This window comes from Haladaptatus marinus, assembly GCF_051194195.1.
The window spans coordinates 46,944-66,355 of record NZ_JBLZNK010000006.1 but is presented as its reverse complement, the minus strand read 5'-3'; the positions used below and the strand labels follow the sequence as shown (position 1 = coordinate 66,355).

Sequence of the window (19,412 nt, the reverse complement as noted above, 5' to 3'; positions counted from 1 at the left end):
CAGTGCCTGGTCGATCTTGGATAGCGTTGCGACCAACGGCGGGGAGATGATAATCCGGAAGTCAGAACGACCACCACCTAGCAAAACACCTCGCTCACGACATTCGTGGAGGACCCACCCTGCAATTTTCAACTATTCACCAAGCCGATAGGTTCGATAATCTTCGTCACATGGTGGTCCGTACGTGGCATGCAGGGTGCGTTCGTCGAGATCAAGGATTACGCTCGTGTCCGTTTGACTGCGCTCTTCCGCGGGAGAATTCGGATCTTCATGCCGACAGATACTCGCAGGACGACCGAAGTGGTCGCAAAGTGCGGACTTTATTATTTGAGTATCTATCTCGTCATCCTGTTGTTCGAATATTCGATGAAGTCGATTTGCTCGATAGAGTGTGTCCGGGAGCTGTCGTTCCATTCGGCTCTCGAAACCCGGTGTCATGAAGTGATTGGCGTGTGTAATGATTCCATCCCGTGGATAGATGTAATCAGTCCGGTTGGGCGACGTTTCGATGTCTATCACCTCTCCGTCGCCATGACCGACGACATAATTGGCCGAACAGGCGTGTGGCGTCGCGATAATTGATTCGAGCGCACTATCGTAGCGTGTCGCATCGAGGATCTCCCGACAGCGAAGGTGGAAGGGTTTTCGGAACGGGTGTTCACCATCGTCCGGAGAAACGAGGCCGTTGATCACGAGCCCGATACCCTGTTCGTTGACACCCATTTTCCCGCCGACGATACCTGCCTCCGTAATCGCTATGTGATCGCTTCCGTCGCTCTGGTGAATCTCGGTCACGAGGAGCGTATCTGCGATGGGGGGTGCCCAGTCCCAATTCTGTCCAATATACGTTCTCCCGTCGGCTGTTGCCATCGGAAGAAGACCAAAACTAGTACAGCCGTCCGTTCCGGCCGTTTGGTCGGAATAGGACGCATAGAGTATCTCATATCGGACATTGAGAAGCATTACCTCCTCGATTGGGATACCACTTCCGTCGGCGATGCCACGCAGTTCTGAGGCATAGTCAGGGTTCCATTCCTCAACGAGGGGAACATACTCGCTTGCTTGGCGCCGAACGGCTTCCTCCGTGGCACCATGTTGTGCAAATCGTGTCAGGTACGTTCCGACATTCGCACGAATCTCTTCTGCGAAGCGTTCCCCGTGTGTAAGTCCGCGTTCATACGGAGACCCGGTCAAAACGAGATACGGTAATGACGTCATCGTTCTTTTTTCAGGGCGCTAATCATCCGAAGTGGCGTACTCCTGCCGTGGCCCACTCCCCTGATTTGGAAGGGCATAATAGCCGACCAGCAACACCAATGCGGCCGACCCTACGCCGATGAACGTCGCGGGGATTCCAACTCCTCCGCCGAAGAAATTTGCGGCGAGACCCAAGACGGTTCCAACAACGATCGAGGCAAGTACAGCCCCCCCGTTGATACCCGAAAGATAGAGGGCTGTATAAACCGGGATGAGGAAGGCACTCGTCAGAAGGATCGCACGAAGGTTGTAAAGGCCGATGATGGTGTCTGGAGGATTGACGGCCGCCGCCGTCGCGGTTAATCCGAAGATAATGGTTGCTATCCGTGAAATGCGGAGCTGTGATTCATCCGATGCGTTCGGTCGAAAGTAGCTGTAGATATCACGTGCTGTTGTGATTCCCGTCGAGTGAAGCCGTGTGTCGGTCGTCGACAGAATCGCACTCATTACGGCGAGGATGATAACGACGCCTATCGAGGTAGGAACGTAATTGGTTATCAGCGTCGGGAACGCGTTATCTACATTGTTGAGCGACAATCCGGCGTTCTCCAATGCGACGGTCGTCGCACCACCGAGGATCACGAGAGCACTGTAGAACACCGAAAGAATGACACCGGACGCTGCGAGATGGATTTTCGCTGTCCGGACGTCTTTCGTTGCAGCGATACGCACGATCATGTTTTGCTCCGTGAATATCGTGCCGAAAAACGCGACGACGGATGCGACGACTCCGATCACCGTGTAGGCACCCGCTCCGAGGGGGGCGACGTTTGCTGAATTCATCGCGGCGAATTCAGTATTGATGGTGGTGAACCCACCCAAATCAAGTACCATGTACCCGAGCGCGAACAGAACGGCCGCGACCATGATCGTTCCTTGAAGAAGGTCTGTCCACGCCACGCTCACAAGGCCTCCGAGGACGGTGTAGGTGATAAAAACGACGCCGATGACCCACACCATGTACTCGTACGGAACGCCGGTGATAGTCGTGACGAGGAGACTGGCACCGACGAGTTGCATAATGAGGTATAGCCAGCCATTTGCGAGCAACACTGCTCCTGCGATCGGTCGTGCCGCTTGTCGCCCGGTCAGATCCGCAATGATGTCCGGCAACGTCAGGTGATTCAACTGTCGAACACGGCCTACGACGAAGTAGAGACCACTCACACCAAGCATCAATCCCAAAATAGTACCAGTCATGAGCGAGTAGCCGCCGCCGTAAACGGCTCCAATAAACCCGATTACACTAACCGCGCTCACGAAGTTGGCAACAAGTGACCACGTCGCTAGAGTCGGTCCCATGCTCTGGCCCATCACCCAGAAATCCATGACATCGGTGGTCTTCCTGTATCCCCAGATACCGATCGCGAGAACGATGAGCAGATACACCACAAACGCACCGAGATAATACGGATTGACGTCAGCCATCGTTGTGGCCTCCATCAGTTGCACGTGGTTCTGTCGTTGTCTTTTCGACGTTTTCGTTAACTGGTCTTCCCAACAGCACGTGGACGACCGTGTAATGAATTGCTCCAAGGCTCCCGGCTAAAATTGTCGCAACGAAAACCAGGAACATTGTTGTTGGCATGCCATACATTGTCATGTCTGACTCTACCACATATGATACTATTTCCAGATGTAAATCTATCGGTTATCATTGTACAATATATTATAGAAATATATGATTATCGTATATTGTCCACAAACACGCCAAAATATAGATATAATCTTCCTGGAGAAGCCTCCTACATCTTCAAAAATTATTGTCCGTCAGGTTCGGTTTTTATTCCGATACGTGACTTTCCGAGAGGATTTCTTCAGTTGCGCCGAGAAGTGCAGCAAGCCCATCTGCTGCGGATGAAAGTTCTACATGTTCGTCGTACGTATGTGCCTGTGCCAAATCACCTGGACCCCAAGTGATCGCTTCAGTATCAGCATCATTGATAAAGTTACGAACGTCGGTAGACGCGTTTACCCCCCACGGTTCTGGAGACACGTCTGCAACCCGTGCGGAGTGTTTACGGAATACATCTGCAAGGACGCAATCTTCGTCTATTGCAGCTGATTCGTATGTCCGTGTCCGGTTCCAAGAGATTGTAATACCGTGTTCGTCTTCGACATTCTCCACCAGTGCATCAATTTCCGAATCGATTTGCTCGATGCTTTCATCTGGGAGAAAGCGACGATCGATGGTGATTGTTGCTTCTTCAGGAACGACGTTCTCTTTCGTTCCTGCCTCGAACATCGTTACTGTCGAATATGCTTGCCCAACCAGTCGATCACTTCGTTCTCTAATCTCAGTGTCGTACTCATCGAGTGCGTCCAACACGGGTCTTGCATACTGAATCGCGTTCGTTCCCTGATCGGGTCGACTTGCGTGTGATGGGTCGCCAGTAATGACGATTTCGTACCATGCCAGACCCTTTTCGCTCGTTGCAGTGTGCAACCCAGTTGGCTCGAGAACGACACCATAATCCCCGTCGTACCCGTTTTCGAGTAGAGTCTTCGTCCCCGGTTCGGCTGTTTCTTCACCGATCGCAGCGTGAAAAACGAGCGAGCCTGGAAGTTTTCCGGCTTTGATATCGTCTGCAAAGTGAGCTACCGTCAACATCCCTATCGCAACGCCGGTCTTCATGTCGACGCTACCACGACCGTAGAGACATCCGTCTACTTCATCACCGGCATACGGATCGTGCGTCCACTGATCTCGGTCCCCTGCTGGTACGACGTCGATATGACCATTTAACACGAGTGTTGGTTCTCCGTTCCCAACCTTGACACCAACTTGGGGTCGGTCAGGATATGGTTCATCGATAACGTCCGCTTCGATACCACGTTCTTCGAACCAGTTGGCGATATACTCCGTACACGCTTTTTCGTTCCCAGGCGGATTTTCCGTCTCAATACGGACGAGGTCTCCAATTAAGGTAGTCAGCTCTTCTACTTGTTCCGTGTTGCCCATGCACAAACTCACTCACCATTCTTCAAAACATTTGTGATTAGCTGTATTATGTCTGTATATGGATCTGTCTTCGGAATTATTTTCTAAAATAAATATCAAGACAGGATATTATTCTGTATGACGTGAGCGTACTTTCCGAGATTTCGATCTGGATTAAGCCCCTGGAAGCGTTCCGCTCCCATCTGCACTGATGTCGATCGCCACGTTCTTCGTTTGAAGATACGAATCTAGTGCTTCTAAGCCCTTTTCGCGACCAATACCGCTGTATTTGTAACCACCGAACGGCGTCTGTGTCGTATCTCCGAACCACTTATTCACGTAGACGTTGCCCGCCTCAAGGTATCGTGCGAGACGGTGTGCCCGAGTAATATCGTTCGTGAATATGCCTGCTGTCAGTCCATACTTCGTATCGTTAGCTATCGATAGTGCCTCTTCTTCATCACGAAAGGAGATCACCGAGAGTACTGGGCCAAATATCTCCTCCTGAGCGACCCGCATCTCGTTTTGGACATCGGTGAAGATCGTCGGTTCGACAAAGTAGCCCGGTCTGTCGGGTACATTCCCGCCGGTTATCGGTGTTGCACCCTCTTTTTTCCCAACTTCGATATACTCCAGTACCCGATCTTTGTGTTCAGCAGACGCAAGTGGACCCATATCGGGGTCGTCTATTCCTGAGCCGATTTTATACTCATCAACAATCGATACGATTCGGTCGACCAACTGATCGTGGATATCTTCGTGAACGAGGAGACGATCGGCTGCTGAACAGACCTGCCCAGCGTTCGTGAAAATGGCAGTAGCGATGCTTTCGGCGGTTCTATCGAGGGGTGCATCAGGGAATACTACTGCTGGATTTTTCCCGCCAAGTTCGAGTGTTACCGGTGTGACGGTGTCTGCTGCATGCTGCATGATCGATTGACCTGTCGCGACGCTTCCTGTGAAGGTGATCGTATCGACATCGGTGTGGGACACGAGCGGTTGTCCAGTCGATTCACCAGTTCCAGTTACGACGTTGACGGCACCATCTGGTAGGCCGGCTTCAGAACAGAGTTCGGCAAGCTTGAGAGTCGATAGTGCCGTCTGTGGGGCCGGTTTGACGACAACCGTGTTGCCGGCAACCAACGCCGGTGCGATACCCCGAGCAAACAAGTTCCCGGGGAAATTCCATGGTGTAACTTGTGCACTCACTCCGTACGGTTCGCGGAGCGTGAAATCGACTTGGTCTGACCCAACTGGTACGCTTCGGCCCTCGAGCTTATCAGCAACGCCGGAATAGTATTCGAAATATCGCCACGCACCGCGCATATCGCTTTTTGCCTGGGACATCGGTTTCCCCTGATCTTTGCATTCGATTGCCGCTAGCTCGTCAGCAGAATCACGGATCTGGCTTCCGATGCGATGGACGATCCGACCACGTTTCTCCGGTGAGACATCACGCCACGATTCGAATGCAGCACGAGCAGTTGTGACTGCCTGATCGACATCTCGTGAGTCGGCTACCGCGATTTCTGCGAACGAATTCCCCGTCGCAGGGTCGTATGTCGGGATATAGTCGTCCGTGGACGGGGGCACTTGTTCCCCACCGATGAAGAGGGAATATCGTTCTTTGAAAGATATATCTGGTTGAACCATACTCTCTTTGTGTTCGCCATAACGATAGTACTTTGGCAATAATACAAGAATACGTCATTTAGAAGAACAATATCCGCATATTGGGTACCAATTAGGATGACAGACTAATTCTAAGGTAGATAAACCGAAGTTTGATAGTAAATGCCACGAGACACCTTCACATGAGCTTTTCCGAGAAGACGGTGATAGTAACGGGGTCGGGTTCCGGGATGGGCCAAGCCATCGCAGAGAGATTCGCGTCCAAAGGGGCAGCAGTCGTGTGTGCGGATATCGATGTCGATGCTGCTACCCAAACTGCTGAGACAATCGAACTCGACGACGGTACTGCACTAGCACTTGAAGTCGATGTCTCGTCCGAAAACGCCGTGAAAACGATGATCGAGCGAACAGTGGCGGAGTTCGGTTCGCTCGATGTGTTGCACAACAATGCAGGCATCCCTCAGCAGGCGACCCCGGTCGAGGACGTTTCTGAGATGGAATGGGATCGAATTCTTTCTGTCAATTTAAAAAGCGCCTTTCTCGGGGCGAAACACGCTGTCCCACATCTTCGCGACGGCGGTGGTGTCGTCCTTAACACTGCATCTACGGCAGCGATTCGGCCACGAACCGGACTTTCGGCATACGTTGCATCGAAAGGCGGGATGGTCGCTCTAACAAAGCAACTTGCCTATGAACTCGCACCATCCATCCGGGTAAATGCCATCTGCCCCGTAGCGACGGAGACACCGATGTTGTCGAAGTTTGCGGGTGAAGACCTCAGCGTAGCCGATATGCAACAGACGATTCCACTCGAACGCCTCGCCGAACCGATGGATATTGCCGCGGCGGCTACCTTCCTCGCCAGCGATGACGCCGAAATGATAACTGGAACCGCCCTCGAGGTCGACGGCGGGAGGGATATCTGATGGCAACGAAGCGGGCTATTTATGACGAGGTCGATAATCGACGTGATGAGATCGTTTGCCTCCTCTCTTCGCTTCTCGAAATTCGAACAGAAAATCCCCCGGGTAGAAATTATCGAGACGGTGCTGCCTTTCTCGATAGGGTGCTTTCGGAACGAGGATACGACGTCGAATTAGTCGACGTTCCCGAAGATGTCGTAGAACGTCACTATCCAGAGCGATCCCACTTGGAGCGGGTCAATGTGCTCGGCCAGAAAGCGTTCGGGGATGGGCCGAACATCCACTACACCGGACACTACGATGTTGTTCCTGCAGGAGAAGATTGGACCCGAGATCCGTTCGACCCGACGATAGAAGACGACCGGATTTATGCACGCGGTGCCAGCGATATGAAATCCGGTATCGTCGCTAGTCTGGTTGCGATCGACGTATTGGAAGCCGTCAATGCTGAATTGAAAGGATCAGTCACACAAAGCATGACGGTCGACGAGGAAACGGGTGGGTTTACTGGCCTCGGATATCTCGCACAGGAAGGTCACCTCGATGACACCGATTATTGTGTTTACACCGAATGTTTCGACTCCTCTCGGATTTGTCTTGGTCATCGTGGGGTTCTGAAGTTCAAGGTCGTGACACGGGGACGAAAGGCTCACGGCTGTATGGCCCACGATGGAACCAACGCTATTTCGACGATGAATGACTTCGTAACACGCATCGAGGAGTATCGGACTAGACTTCATCAACGGACAACCGATCTCCCGGTCACACCGAGTGAATCTCGACGAGCGGATATCTCGGTGACGATGATGGACGCGGGCTACTCCGAGAATGTGGTTCCAGATCGCTGTACGGCGACGTTCTATCGGGTACTCGTTCCAACCGAATCGGTCGCGGATGTGCGAAACGAGATTCGGGAATTGATATGGGAAACAGAGGGCAACATGGATGCCTCTCTTGAGTATGAGGAGATCATGTTTGCGGAACCAACGAGCGTCTCCCAAGACTGTCAAGTAAGCCAAACGTTTGCACGAAATATCGAGTCGTTTTACGGGAATTCCGAATTCGTCATCTCCCCTGGTTCAGACGATCAACGCTTTGTCGTCAACGACGCAGGCATCGATCAATGCATCGTGTATGGCCCTGGGCGTCTAGAACAGGCTCACGTCGAGGATGAATTCGTATCGATCGAAGACATACTTACTGCGATAAAAGTGATGGCAGTTTCGACTGCACAGCTCATCGGCGATTTGGACGAATAGTTCGTCAGTCCCTCTCCATCAGAAATCTCTCTAAGAATCGCTTCGAAGATAACCGAAACGATCGAATAGATATAGTATTTTCAAGATTTGGTCGGTCTCCAATATCCATTGTGAAGTACCACGGGGGAAAGCCCCGAGACACTCTCGCTATAGTATTGTAGACGAATAAACAGAAATTAACTTGAAGAATTGGATGACAGTATTAAGTAATTTGAGTGCTTCTCGACACAGTTGAACAATATTCTGCAGACGCCAATTAAATTAGAAGTATTTACCAAAAAGCGTGCTATACATATATCTTCGGGCGTGAAACTAGCATAATGGCAAAGGGATATTCAGCGAGTGATGATTTCGATGAGGTCGACCTGAAATTGCTTACTTTTATCGAAAATGATTTCGACGTAAGCTTGGATAAGTTATCCGATGAATTAGATCTTTCGAAATCAGCAGTCCATTATCGGCTTAACAAAATGAAAGAAAGTGGCGTGATCAAAGGTATCACCGCCGACTTGAATCCAGAGCCTTTCGAACTGGATATGGTGGCAATCACCGAGGTATCCGTTACCCATGAGAAAGGATACTCGACCGATATTGGGAACAAACTCGCAGATATTCAGGGTGTAGAACAAGTATACTATACGATGGGTGATGTGGACTTCATGGTTCTCACCCGTGTCCAGGATCGAAATCGGATGAACGAAGTCATCGATCAGATGGTTGCTATTGATGCTGTTAACGAAACGTCCTCACGATTCGTCATGGATGAAGTGAAAAACAATCCGAAATTCATGGATAATTTCTCTCAAGAGTGATTTATCGAAGCTAATCGTTGTTTACGTAGCCAAAACGAGTTACTCCTCGAAACATACGCTTTTACAGACAGCTCGTCTGCAAAGTCGAACTCGAAACCGATGAGTCAGCAGGTGACGGGGCTGCGGGAATCGACCTCGGCATCAAGAACATTGCCACGGTCGCGTTCCCCGACGAATACGTCCTGTTCCCCAGTAACTCGCTCAAACAAGACAAACACTACTTCACCCAAGCGGAGTACGACACCGAAGGAGAGAACGGCCCGTCTGAGAAGTCGATGTGGGCACGCCGGAAGCTCGCTGACCGCGAAACGCATTTCTACCACGTTCTCACGGACACCATCCTCACCGAGTGTGTCGAACGCGGTGTTGGCACACTCGCGGTGAGTTGGCCTGAGAACGTGCGTGAGTCGGACTGGGGGAAGACGGGAAACAAGAAGTTGCACTCGTGGGCGTTCGACCGCGTCTACCAGTACCTCAACTTCAAAGGCGAGATACGTGGCGTCGAGGTGCTTAAAAGAGAACGAGTGGGACACTTCGAAGACCTGCTCACGGGGTGGCGACGACACGAAGTCGAACCATGTCGAACGTGGCCTGTACGTCTGCTCGTCGTGTGAGTTAGTCGGGAACGCGAATTGCAACGCGACGGAGAACATGCGGCAGAAGATAACTTCGAGTCCTCACAGCGAGGATAGGAGTAACGGCTGTGTGGCACAGCCATCGGTACACCTGTTCGACCGCGAGAGCGGGACGTTTCGGACGAGAGAACAGGTCGTGTCGTAGACCGGCAAATATCCCAACTGCGGTACGGGAAGCCCCGCCGTTTACGGCGGGGAGGATGTCACGTCCGCAAGTCAAAAACGGCCCCCTCACTGTCAAGTTTCAGGTCAAGCGAATCGTCGGCAACGATAACTGTGATCTCGATTTCCAGTGGGTCTTGGGACACGACGGTCTGTTCGGCGATCGTTTCCGTCTCAATACGGAGCCACTGGTGACCCCACGTTTCGTAATCGTGGTCGTGATCGAATGCTGCTACCGTTGGATGACAAATAATGTGTCGTCCGGTGGGGATAGTCCATGAATTTTTACAGACGCTACAGACGCGCCGGAACTGAATTTCAAAGATACTGCCGCAATGAGTGCAGACTTGGCCGTCGCTGACCGTGTGTGTCTCACAAATAAACGGTGTCGCGATGACCGTCCCAGAACATTCTGGACAAACACCTTCGATCATCGACTTGATGTGGAATTTCAACCACGTGAATTGCGCCCGGTACATTTCGGTCAGCGACCGACTGCGAACACCAACTGGTAGCAGCAGAGGCACCACACTCAGCACACCCGATGGAAGACCAGGAAGTTTCCATCCTCCTTCACAGGTAGTACATCGAATAAGTAAATGATCGGGTGACTGTTCTGTCCCGTGATCGAGGACGACTCCCCCGCCACAGAGAGGGCATGGATCGTCGATCGGTTCGGCATCGAAGACCACCTCCTCAGTGAGTGACCCCGCCAGAATTGTACTAATGATTTGCTCGCCCGGACGGCGGAGTTTATACCCATCATCTGTTTGGTGGATGAACCTCCCGATGAGTTGTTTGAGATGATAATTGAACTGCGATCCATCGCGCATGCCAACACGCTTTCGCAACTCCGCAAACGACAGAGCCTCGCGCTCATGGTATTCATCTGGGTCTTTTGCTTGTGTGTCCCAGAGGGTGTGCAAGATAGCCAGCCGGGTTTCGTGGCCGAGGATCCTAAACGCCTCTTCTGGTGAGAATCCTTCCTGACCCTTGATGTCGTCGTGCATGATCCTATCCTACACTAATGCGCTAGGAACAATGTTAACTATTAGCAACCGTTCAGAGCGCATTGTGCTATCCGATACCATAATACGCGAACATGTTAGTTTTTTATGTATGTGCATTTCAGTCCGAGTGCTTATAGAAATGTTTTCCAGCGAACAGCTATCGAGGTGAGAGACGTCATACGAACTGGAAAAAAGCAGTGAAGGTGACCCAAAATGACCCACGCAACGAACCTCCTTGTTGTTGTCGACCCGACAGACACCGAGGGACACCCAGTCCAGGAAGCAGCAGCGCACGCGGCAGGTACCGGCACAGGACTCGTCGTCCTGTCTGTGATGACGTATGACGACTATCGGGCACGCGCCCGAGCTGTTAATGGAATCCGACAACTCAACTTCGAGTACACGTACGACCATGCAGTAGAAGCGAGCCGTCACGTTGCCCTTCGCATTACCGATGCAGTGCTCGCGGACAGCGACATTCCGTTCGAAGTGATTGGGTTCGTCGGAACCCCCGTGGAGGCCGTTCACACAGTAGCAGAGGAGTATGACTGTGATCACGTGGTCGTGACCGGACATCGCCGTAGTATTTGGGACATCATCCGAGGTGTTCCAGATCTCGCAACGACCATCGAGAAGACGTTTCCCGGCAATGTCACGGTGTTCTTCGATCATCTTCGAGATGAACCCCTGGCACCGCCTACCATAGTCGGGCCGAACGTTCCCCACAAACCCGCATAGATTCAATCTTGATATTGGCAACAGGCGGCTCGGCATACTCACCAGATAATGACACCACAAACCAAAGAATCGGTCGACAACAGATGTGCCAGAAGTGACCGACGAGCGTTTTTAGAAGGCATTGGGACAGTGGGAACCACTGCATTTCTGGGGGCGCACTCTGTCGCAGCTTTCACATCGAAGGAGAGCCCTCTAAAGACGTTAGAGAACGATAAATGGCGGATGGCCAACGCTAATTCCACACAAACCGGTGCAGTCCCTCGTTCAACGGGGCCGACGGATCCGGTCGACGTTCGTTGGCGGTTCGAAACGGCTGCTGGCCACCGCACGTTCGTTGGCGCGGCAACCACGGACACCGTATTTGTCGGAAGTAGCGATACCGCAGTATACGCGCTCGACGCTGCAACCGGTAGCGAACGCTGGCGATTTGAAACACCAACTGGAGAAACACGCCCGACAGCACTGACCAACGATACTCTCTATGTCGGGAGCGACGATACAAATGTCTATGCTGTGGATCTGGCAACCGGTACTGAACGCTGGCGTTTCACGGAGGCTACTGATAGAACGGAAGCACCAGCAGTGGGCACGGTTACTCGATCCAGTTCACCGCAATATGAAAATGCACCGTGGACTACTCCACGGAGCACAGACGCTAGTGACATCGTCATCGTCAGCAGTGGCGACGGCTCCGTCTACGCACTCGATGCAGTGACTGGTGAGGAGCACTGGCGGTTTGACAAGCCTGCGGATGCGACGTCGACGCCGACAGTAGTGAACGGAACAGCCTTCGTCGGTAGTGCAGACACGAAACTGTATGCGGTGTCGATGGCGACGGGGGAAGATCGATGGCAGTTCGATGATGCGACTAATCCCACGTCCCTGCCAGCGGTAGCGGGGCGCACCGTTTATATCACGAGTCTGAATAATATTCTATACGCAGTAAATGCGGTGACTGGCAAGAAACGATGGCGATTCAAGCAAGGTACTGACTGGATGAGTGACCCCATGATTGCGGATGGGAATGTCTACGTTGGGCGAGGGCCGGTGGATACCAGTGTTCACGCCCTTAATGCGATGACTGGCGAGGAACGGTGGCGATTTGAGAAGCCAAGAAGCGGAACAGTATTCATGTCAGCCGCGGCTGGCACAGTATATATCGGAAACGCCGATACCACGATGTATGCGGTGGACGCAGCAACAGGAGTGGAACGCTGGCGGTTCGAAGCGAGTACCGATATGTCGATTCCGAGTGCCGTGGTGGGCGAGACTCTCTACGTCGGGAGCGACATCCCGGACGGAACCGTCTACGCTCTGGTATAAGCTGACATTTTTTCTACTCATCAACCGGTCGGTGGCTCACTAATTACTGGGGAACGTTTTTGCCTCTGTAGGTACAACGTACCTACACGATGAGCACCCGAAAAGTCAACTTTCGTCTGCCGGTAGAACTCGTGACTCATGCAGATATCGCTGCTGAAGTTACGCACAAAAACCGAACCGAACTCCTCATCGAAGCACTTCGAGAGTACCTCAAGGAAATCGAATCAGAAGAGAGCTTTCAAGAAGCAGTCATTGAACTCTATCTCGCAGACGAACTTGAATTCGAAACCCTCATCGATATTATCGGTCGACAGGACGCAGAAGCAGTCCGTACCTCAAAGCAACTTCTTGATGAGGGAGACGACCTCGCCGACAAACTTGCAGATTTGTAAATGCTGGTTATCGATACAAGCGCGTTCATTTCTCTCGCGGTCGGTAATGTCCTCGATGACGTGCTACCCGAATACGACGTCGTAACTACGAGATTCGTCATCGAGGAACTTGAATCGACTGCAGAATATGATGATGTCCATGGTCACGGGGCAACAGCCGTCCTCGAACGTTCCGCCCGTTTCGAGGTTCTGGATACCTCTGCCCCAGAACTTTCTTCGAGTCGAATCGATGCTGGCGAGGCGAGCTGTGTCGCGGCTGTTGAAGAGACCGATGCAGCGTTTCTCATCACGGACGATTTTCGAGCACTTCCCGAACTCACTACTCTTGTCTCGGCTGATGTTGCTCTTTCACCAATTCTTTTCCGCGCACTCGTCAAACGGGGTGTCCTTACTGATTCCGAAGCTCGATCTGCACTCGATACTATTGCACGTGATCGGGACTGGCTTGATGCGCCAATCTATCACTATGCACAGCGTCTCTTTGAAGAAGAGTCGGGAACGTAATCACCCGAGAGTGGTTACTGAATACGGGTCACAAAAGAAATTGGGAGGAAGAACGGTGCCCCCGGACTCGTTGACGTCACCAACGAGAGCCACGAGAACCCTGCAGCCCACCAGTACACAGTCTCTATCGACGACGTGACGCACGAACTGATGGCCTGTACGTGCCCGCATCACGTCCACCGCAACGCCATCTGCAAACACATGGCCGCCGTCGAAAACGCAACTGACGATGGGACGCTTGACGTCTTCTTGTCCAAGGACGAAGACGATGCCGAACCCGAAGACTGCGACGGTCTCGGTGGCATCCTGTGCTGGCCGTGCGTGCAAACGGGACGGAAGGAACTGCCGAACGAACCACCGCTTCAGTCTTTTTTATCTATGGCACGCCAAGTGACGGTCTCGGATAGCACCGACCAGCGAACGCTGACAGAAAGCGCTAACGCTGCGACCGACGATACTTCCGAGACACCGACGGCCCTCCTCGACCGAGCACGACAGCACGCAACGAACGTCGCCACCGAGCATTTCCAGGACCTACCGGTCGAAACGATCAACTGGGAGGTCTCACACCGAACCCAACGACAAGCAGGCGTCACGAAGTACGACCCTCTGTTCGGTACGATACAGTCCTTGCCAATTATCGATGAAATCTCACGAAACCGAATGAACTCGAGAGGTGGTCGTCAATCTGGAAATAGTGCCACCTTCCCGAGCGCCGAGCTTTTGATGCCGATCATCCCCGTTCGAAGTACTACTCGGCAGTTCGGGTACGCTACTTCCATAGTTAGTTATACTGGCAGCGATCTATTCGTAGCTTCTGCCTGAAAAGGATATCTTGCCAGTGATCCACCACTGAACTCTGGGCACGCTATTAAGATGATCCACATTTGGCAGTACCACGAGTTCGGCGACACGGATCACGGCGCAACGTTCACCCGCTGGACTCATACCCTCGACACAACCCAACACCGCGAGCGATTCACCGCGCCAAATTGGCGGCTCGTGTTCCAGGACTGCGGCGGTCGGATTCCGCGCTATCGCCGCTCGAAAACCGTCCGCAACCCTAAATAGTACTGCTGTAGTGAGTGTAGTGGGTCGTCCCGCGTCGAGGAGGTCGATAATCACTGACCGAAAATGACTGGTCGTTTTCTGGGAGTTGCCATAGAATGTCACCAGTGTTCGGATCATCACAGATAGCGACACCAACAGGAGGTCCAGTTGGACGGGGGCTGTGGCCCTCCGAGCGGCCAGGGACAAAGACCTCCACAAAGCGAGAAGTATGGCTTCGGTAGAAGGAACGGTTCGTTTTGGTGAAACTGGTGCGTCTTCTCCGCAGAACTACCCAAATGGTCGAGTAAATACTGAATTCCGTCTTTTCTGGATGTTTGTCTAAATATTCTCCGGATTTAAAAAATGAATGCGGAAGTCTTAACCGTGTGTTGGGTCTCTGTTTAGTTGTAATGGCAAACGGTAAGGTTGATTTCTTCAACGACACTGGCGGCTACGGTTTCATCACGACGGACGACTCTGACGACGACGTATTCTTCCACATGGAGGACGTTGGCGGCGCTGACCTCGAAGAGGGGCAGGAGATTGACTTCGATATCGAACAGGCCCCCAAGGGCCCGCGCGCGATGAACGTCGTTCGCGCATAATACACGGTTCACGTAGTCGCCATCAGGCGACGCTGTGAGACTTTATTCCATTTTCAGATGAAGGTTCACCCAGAGCAGTAGCCTTCGCACTGTCCCATCCAGAGGTCAATTTATCAAACAGATCCCAATTACGGAGTCACATACCGATATTTATTCCTGTATAGGTTATGAATAATTTTATAATATGTAAAATGAAAACATATATGGCTGAGTTGCTGGTATCTCATACCAGACTATGGAACTACTTCATCGGTTACGTGACGCCTTCAGTCCGGAAGAGGTCAGTCAGCAAACGGAAAAGCAAGTCCGAGCAACCGGTGACATTTTTGAATGTGAAGACTGTGGTACAACGTTCATTTCAAAGCCAACCCAGTGTTCAAAGTGCGATCACAACGAGTTCCGGAATCACGGCAGCTGTTAATACTCTGTTCGTCCCAGACTTCCTAGGCCGAATTCGCTGGAACCCATCACATAGTAACAAACGCTGTTTCTTCCTCATACCGACGAGATATACCCCCCCCCATCGACCAAATTACTAAGATGCTATAAATAGTCTCTCCCTATATGGCGGTCATTGTTGAGCTGTCTCTTCCTCCGGAGAGCTTCCCATTAGGGACAATGCTCACCGCCGGAACAGACCTCCACATCGAGTTCGAACGCATCGTCCCCGTCGGTGCAGACGTGGTTCCCATCTTTTGGGCGTGGGATGGCGATTTAGATGCCTTCGAAGAGCGTGTCGGGGACGACACCAACGTCCAGCAATTAGTTGCAATCGACCAAGTGGAAGACCGTCGCTTGTATCTCCTCAATTGGGATATCCCAGCCGGTGCCTTCCTTGAAGGGCTCACCACCACAGAGGGGATTATTCGAAATGCACACGGGTATGGCGACGAAGATTGGGAGTTCGAATTGCTGTTCCCCTCCCAGGATCAGTTGACGAAGTTTCACAATGTGAGCCGTGAGAACGAGATTGAGTATACACTCGGTAAAATGCATTCGTTGAGTGAGGCTGGAGCATCTGAACTCGCAAACATCGTCACGGATAAGCAACGTGAAGCAATCGTGCTTGCGTTCCAACGTGGCTATTTCATGACGCCTCGGAAGGTGACGCTATCGGAATTGGCGACCGAACTCGATATCACCCAACAGTCGTTATCCAATCGGATCCGAAACGGCATCGAAGCAATCGTGGAGCATATGCTGTTTGGTGCATCCGAACACTGACTTTCAGACTCGCGTTCATTTCCCTCAGGAGTTTTAAACCAGTTTGTTATAACAGACCGAATTCTTATACAACACACTCCAGTAGTCTCTACAAAGATGGACTCTCCGCCGGATGATGACGACCAGCGATGTTCACTCGATGAGCTATTGAAGCTTGTAGCTGATCCACAACGTCGACAGATTCTCCGCTATCTCATTGCAAATGCTGATCAGCCTGTCCCACTCGAAGCACTCGTCGAGCATCTCGGTACACACATACCCGGCGATGCGCCAACTGATACACCGGACGCCACTGACCGAGAACGTCTGTTGATTCAACTCCACCATCTTCAGCTTCCAAAACTGGCAGACTACGGCATAATTGAGTATAATTCCTCGTTCCAACTCGTCTCGTACACTGAACAGCCACGTATTGAGGCACTGTTACAGTCAGAGCAGTTCGCTGGTGGTGAAAAAGAAGATACCAACGAGGACGATCTCGATTCGTAACTCTCCCGAACTGGCTTATTTCACTCCCTGCTTTGGTTTGAAACTCACCCGGTGCTACCTTTAAAAATTTACTTGTTTACATAATACTCTCGATAAGGAGTAGATACAAGGGAGATTTTCCACACCCCACCGCATTGTGTTTGGATTCTCTGTGGTGTCCCGGATTCAGTCATTGACGGCGATGTGTCGGCCCGGCCTATCGTTCGACCCGCGCCTGACGACGCGGGTATGCACTAAAAACTCCTATCACCCGAATTTCCACGTTTCAATAGATCTACCTTTCCCACTCAATCTGTTCGCGACCGAATGGTCTCCCCCAAATGCGGCAGCCAGGTAGCGAACAGTAGCATCCCTTACGACGACAGAGAGATCTGCAATCAGCTGATGCCGTTCAAATCATCGACTGAGGTAATCGAAATCGAAGGCAGCAAAATAATCGTTCAGTCCTCGAATGCTTCGTTGTGTTGATCGTAGTGGATAGTCAGCGTTCCTGGGGTAGGATGTCTGGCTGCGTTGCGGATGGCCTCGAACCTTTCGAGCATCTCGCTCGAACTAGCTTCGTCTCCATCTATTTCTCGTGTTTCTTCCCGTAACGCGTCATAAACCCGTTCCACAAGGAGTCTGATTGCTTCTGCGTCGGATGTTGAATCGATTTCGAAGACGGTCTCGTAATGGGACATGTAACTAGTTGGTGCTCCAATGGGGAAACCCAGACCCTACAATCATTGACAAGGAAGCTCTCCCTGAGTACCGCCTTCTCGTAGAATTGAAACATCGGAAATGCTGTACAAACGTTGATTGGTGTCCCACTCCTCTAGTTCGTATGGCCGAATTCCCAGACGAGAGACAGCTCGTAATGAGAGCACGCTCCCAATTGGAACAGTGGACGAACAATGCCCGGACACAAGCATACGGTGAATTGTTCGAAGGTGATGCTCCACTCCTTACTCCCGAGGAGTTGCAATGGCTCGATGCGCTCGACTCTGTGATGGAACGGCACGGTGGCGATGGCGTGTGGGGCACAGATCAGTACGGAATCCACACAGCGGGGATCACAGGTTCGGACAGTTCGATCGGAATTGTCTGTGTATACCATCCCCAAATTACCAAAGATTCCGTGCTTCAGGGTGACGATGGTATCGATGACGAGACCGAGGAGAAATTCAATGCAGCGCTCTGGCAATATAGCGAACGCGTTGCGACACTCATTGAAGAACGACTTGATAAGTTCATTCGCCAAACGCAAAGCTAACCCTGTTGTTAATTCCGTTTCCTGAACTTGTACAATCCCTATATGGATGTTACTCGAATCCGGGTTGTATTCACTAACGCTTGGTGCGTTCGTGTTCTGGCATGAGGTTGAGAAACACGTCGTCCTCCGCGCTACACTCTGGACAAGTATGCACGAAGTGGAGGCCATCCTCATCGCGCTTTTCGATTCGCCACTCCGATCGCGATCGGGCTTTGTTCCCACATATCTGACATCTTTTGGGATGATCCTGGAGGTAAGTTTGCATGAAGTCGATGAACGATTGCGTCCCATGACGATGTGTCCGCATCGTTCGTTGGCTACGGCGTCCCCACGTATTAGCTTAGTAGCTGCCGTTCGTCCGTTAGCCTCGATTTTATCGTACTGGTCGACAGGCTGAACCGTCTAGCCAGAGTATCTTGAACTAGGGAGTACATGATCGAAATCGATAACGACATCAATGGGTGCAACCCTGACGGAGATCGTCTATCGGTCGAACTCACAACAGAAGCGTATGTACTGCGGTACCACTCTTAGAGCCCGCTTCATAATAACTGATAACAATGAGCAACGAAAATTCCAAGCGAACGGTAGAAGTTCGAACGATCGATGGAGTCGACGCGTTAGTCAACACGGATCCAGGAGAGATTTTCATTGACCTTCCAGCATCGAACCCTCGGTACATTCGTGTACAGGAAGGCGACCGTATTCAAGAAGGCGATGTTAGCACACGGACGACCGCGGAAATGGCTGGGCCACTACTTACAAACTGGCAAATTGAATCAATTACGGCGGAGACTATCACGGGAACAGATACCGATACCGGTGAAACGCGGGAATGGGATCGAGAACAGTTGACACATCGTCTCGGTGCTCGTGAATTCAGTGCAGAATTAACGACATTCGACCGAGTAAGCGTGACGAAAGTCGAGGAGTGGCCTGGGAGACAGCCAGTTGAGGACATCGAAGAGGTGAAACCGTATGTGATCGCAATTGCGTACGGGAACAACGGAGAGAAGTTCACGCAATTGTACGCTGCAACTGAGTCAGGTGACTGGGACTCATTAGAAGTGGTACAACAAGATACAACCATTAAGGACTTCAGTGATGAGTTACGAAACCGCTTCGACGACGCTGTGCAGAAGACTATCGAGGTCGAACAGCAGTATCACTAAGTCAACATCTGTTTCGTTCCTTCGTCCATAGG

20 protein-coding genes and 1 pseudogene are annotated in these 19,412 nt (G+C 51.7%); 15 read left to right on the top strand and 6 right to left on the bottom strand.

The window, feature by feature from the left end; all coding sequences use genetic code 11:
• Positions 1 to 132: 132 nt before the first annotated feature.
• From ACN2TU_RS20320 to ACN2TU_RS20305, 4 genes are all read right to left on the bottom strand, one after another.
• Positions 133 to 1,218: a C45 family autoproteolytic acyltransferase/hydolase gene (locus ACN2TU_RS20320; RefSeq protein ID WP_435157948.1), complete on the bottom strand. Its 1,086-nt coding sequence runs from the start codon at positions 1,216 to 1,218 to the stop codon at positions 133 to 135.
• A gap of 18 nt (positions 1,219 to 1,236) precedes the next feature.
• Entirely contained in the window at positions 1,237 to 2,685 is a 1,449-nt protein-coding gene (locus tag ACN2TU_RS20315; RefSeq protein ID WP_435157946.1) for a sodium:solute symporter family protein, read from the bottom strand.
• A gap of 355 nt (positions 2,686 to 3,040) precedes the next feature.
• A complete protein-coding gene (locus ACN2TU_RS20310; protein ID WP_435157944.1) occupies positions 3,041 to 4,219 on the bottom strand; it encodes a M20 family metallopeptidase in 1,179 nt (392 codons plus the stop codon).
• Positions 4,220 to 4,372: 153 nt separating this feature from the next.
• Positions 4,373 to 5,851, bottom strand: coding sequence for an aldehyde dehydrogenase family protein (locus ACN2TU_RS20305; protein WP_435157943.1), 1,479 nt, complete (start codon positions 5,849 to 5,851; stop codon positions 4,373 to 4,375).
• Positions 5,852 to 6,012: 161 nt separating this feature from the next.
• Here ACN2TU_RS20305 and ACN2TU_RS20300 point away from each other — a divergent pair, with 161 nt between their 5' ends.
• The 4 genes and pseudogenes from ACN2TU_RS20300 to ACN2TU_RS20285 all read left to right on the top strand — a co-directional run.
• A complete protein-coding gene (locus ACN2TU_RS20300; RefSeq protein ID WP_435157941.1) occupies positions 6,013 to 6,756 on the top strand; it encodes an SDR family oxidoreductase in 744 nt (247 codons plus the stop codon).
• Positions 6,756 to 8,012 carry an ArgE/DapE family deacylase gene (locus ACN2TU_RS20295; RefSeq protein ID WP_435157940.1) on the top strand — a complete coding sequence of 419 codons (1,257 nt, stop codon included), beginning with the start codon at positions 6,756 to 6,758 and terminating at the stop codon, positions 8,010 to 8,012. The genes ACN2TU_RS20300 and ACN2TU_RS20295 overlap by 1 nt, the downstream gene beginning before the upstream one ends.
• Positions 8,013 to 8,332: 320 nt before the next feature.
• Positions 8,333 to 8,824 carry an Lrp/AsnC family transcriptional regulator gene (locus tag ACN2TU_RS20290; RefSeq protein WP_435157938.1) on the top strand — a complete coding sequence of 164 codons (492 nt, stop codon included), beginning with the start codon at positions 8,333 to 8,335 and terminating at the stop codon, positions 8,822 to 8,824.
• A gap of 74 nt (positions 8,825 to 8,898) precedes the next feature.
• A pseudogene (locus tag ACN2TU_RS20285) lies at positions 8,899 to 9,604 on the top strand (transposase); the annotation flags it as partial.
• Positions 9,605 to 9,662: 58 nt separating this feature from the next.
• Here the strand turns inward: ACN2TU_RS20285 and ACN2TU_RS20280 are convergent.
• Positions 9,663 to 10,631 carry a DUF7351 domain-containing protein gene (locus tag ACN2TU_RS20280; RefSeq protein WP_435157937.1) on the bottom strand — a complete coding sequence of 323 codons (969 nt, stop codon included), beginning with the start codon at positions 10,629 to 10,631 and terminating at the stop codon, positions 9,663 to 9,665.
• 213 nt (positions 10,632 to 10,844) lie between these two features.
• On the opposite strand from ACN2TU_RS20280, the gene ACN2TU_RS20275 reads away from it, so the two are divergent.
• From ACN2TU_RS20275 to ACN2TU_RS20235, 9 genes are all read left to right on the top strand, one after another.
• Positions 10,845 to 11,369 carry a universal stress protein gene (locus ACN2TU_RS20275; protein WP_435157935.1) on the top strand — a complete coding sequence of 175 codons (525 nt, stop codon included), beginning with the start codon at positions 10,845 to 10,847 and terminating at the stop codon, positions 11,367 to 11,369.
• Positions 11,370 to 11,591: 222 nt separating this feature from the next.
• Positions 11,592 to 12,692, top strand: coding sequence for an outer membrane protein assembly factor BamB family protein (locus ACN2TU_RS20270; RefSeq protein ID WP_435157933.1), 1,101 nt, complete (start codon positions 11,592 to 11,594; stop codon positions 12,690 to 12,692).
• Between the two features lie 89 nt (positions 12,693 to 12,781).
• Entirely contained in the window at positions 12,782 to 13,084 is a 303-nt protein-coding gene (locus ACN2TU_RS20265; protein WP_435157931.1) for a CopG family transcriptional regulator, read from the top strand.
• Positions 13,085 to 13,588, top strand: a complete 504-nt coding sequence (locus ACN2TU_RS20260; RefSeq protein WP_435157929.1) for a PIN domain-containing protein — start codon at positions 13,085 to 13,087, stop codon at positions 13,586 to 13,588.
• A gap of 135 nt (positions 13,589 to 13,723) precedes the next feature.
• Positions 13,724 to 14,413, top strand: a complete 690-nt coding sequence (locus tag ACN2TU_RS20255; protein WP_435157928.1) for a hypothetical protein — start codon at positions 13,724 to 13,726, stop codon at positions 14,411 to 14,413.
• A gap of 51 nt (positions 14,414 to 14,464) precedes the next feature.
• Positions 14,465 to 14,659, top strand: coding sequence for a hypothetical protein (locus ACN2TU_RS20250; RefSeq protein ID WP_435157926.1), 195 nt, complete (start codon positions 14,465 to 14,467; stop codon positions 14,657 to 14,659).
• Between the two features lie 389 nt (positions 14,660 to 15,048).
• Entirely contained in the window at positions 15,049 to 15,243 is a 195-nt protein-coding gene (locus tag ACN2TU_RS20245; RefSeq protein ID WP_231187497.1) for a cold-shock protein, read from the top strand.
• 564 nt (positions 15,244 to 15,807) lie between these two features.
• Entirely contained in the window at positions 15,808 to 16,467 is a 660-nt protein-coding gene (locus tag ACN2TU_RS20240) for a helix-turn-helix domain-containing protein (protein ID WP_435157924.1), read from the top strand.
• 96 nt (positions 16,468 to 16,563) lie between these two features.
• On the top strand, positions 16,564 to 16,956 hold the full coding sequence (locus ACN2TU_RS20235) for a DUF7344 domain-containing protein (protein ID WP_435157922.1): 393 nt from the start codon (positions 16,564 to 16,566) through the stop codon (positions 16,954 to 16,956).
• A gap of 440 nt (positions 16,957 to 17,396) precedes the next feature.
• Here the strand turns inward: ACN2TU_RS20235 and ACN2TU_RS20230 are convergent, their stop codons facing one another.
• The gene (locus tag ACN2TU_RS20230) at positions 17,397 to 17,636 is read right to left on the bottom strand and encodes a hypothetical protein (RefSeq protein ID WP_435157919.1); all 240 of its coding nucleotides are present in this window, start codon (positions 17,634 to 17,636) and stop codon (positions 17,397 to 17,399) included.
• Positions 17,637 to 17,779: 143 nt separating this feature from the next.
• On the opposite strand from ACN2TU_RS20230, the gene ACN2TU_RS20225 reads away from it, so the two are divergent.
• Together ACN2TU_RS20225 and ACN2TU_RS20220 are read left to right on the top strand one after the other, a co-directional pair.
• Positions 17,780 to 18,208 carry a DUF7539 family protein gene (locus ACN2TU_RS20225; RefSeq protein ID WP_435157917.1) on the top strand — a complete coding sequence of 143 codons (429 nt, stop codon included), beginning with the start codon at positions 17,780 to 17,782 and terminating at the stop codon, positions 18,206 to 18,208.
• Positions 18,209 to 18,768: 560 nt separating this feature from the next.
• The gene (locus ACN2TU_RS20220) at positions 18,769 to 19,380 is read left to right on the top strand and encodes a hypothetical protein (RefSeq protein WP_435157915.1); all 612 of its coding nucleotides are present in this window, start codon (positions 18,769 to 18,771) and stop codon (positions 19,378 to 19,380) included.
• Positions 19,381 to 19,412: the final 32 nt, after the last annotated feature.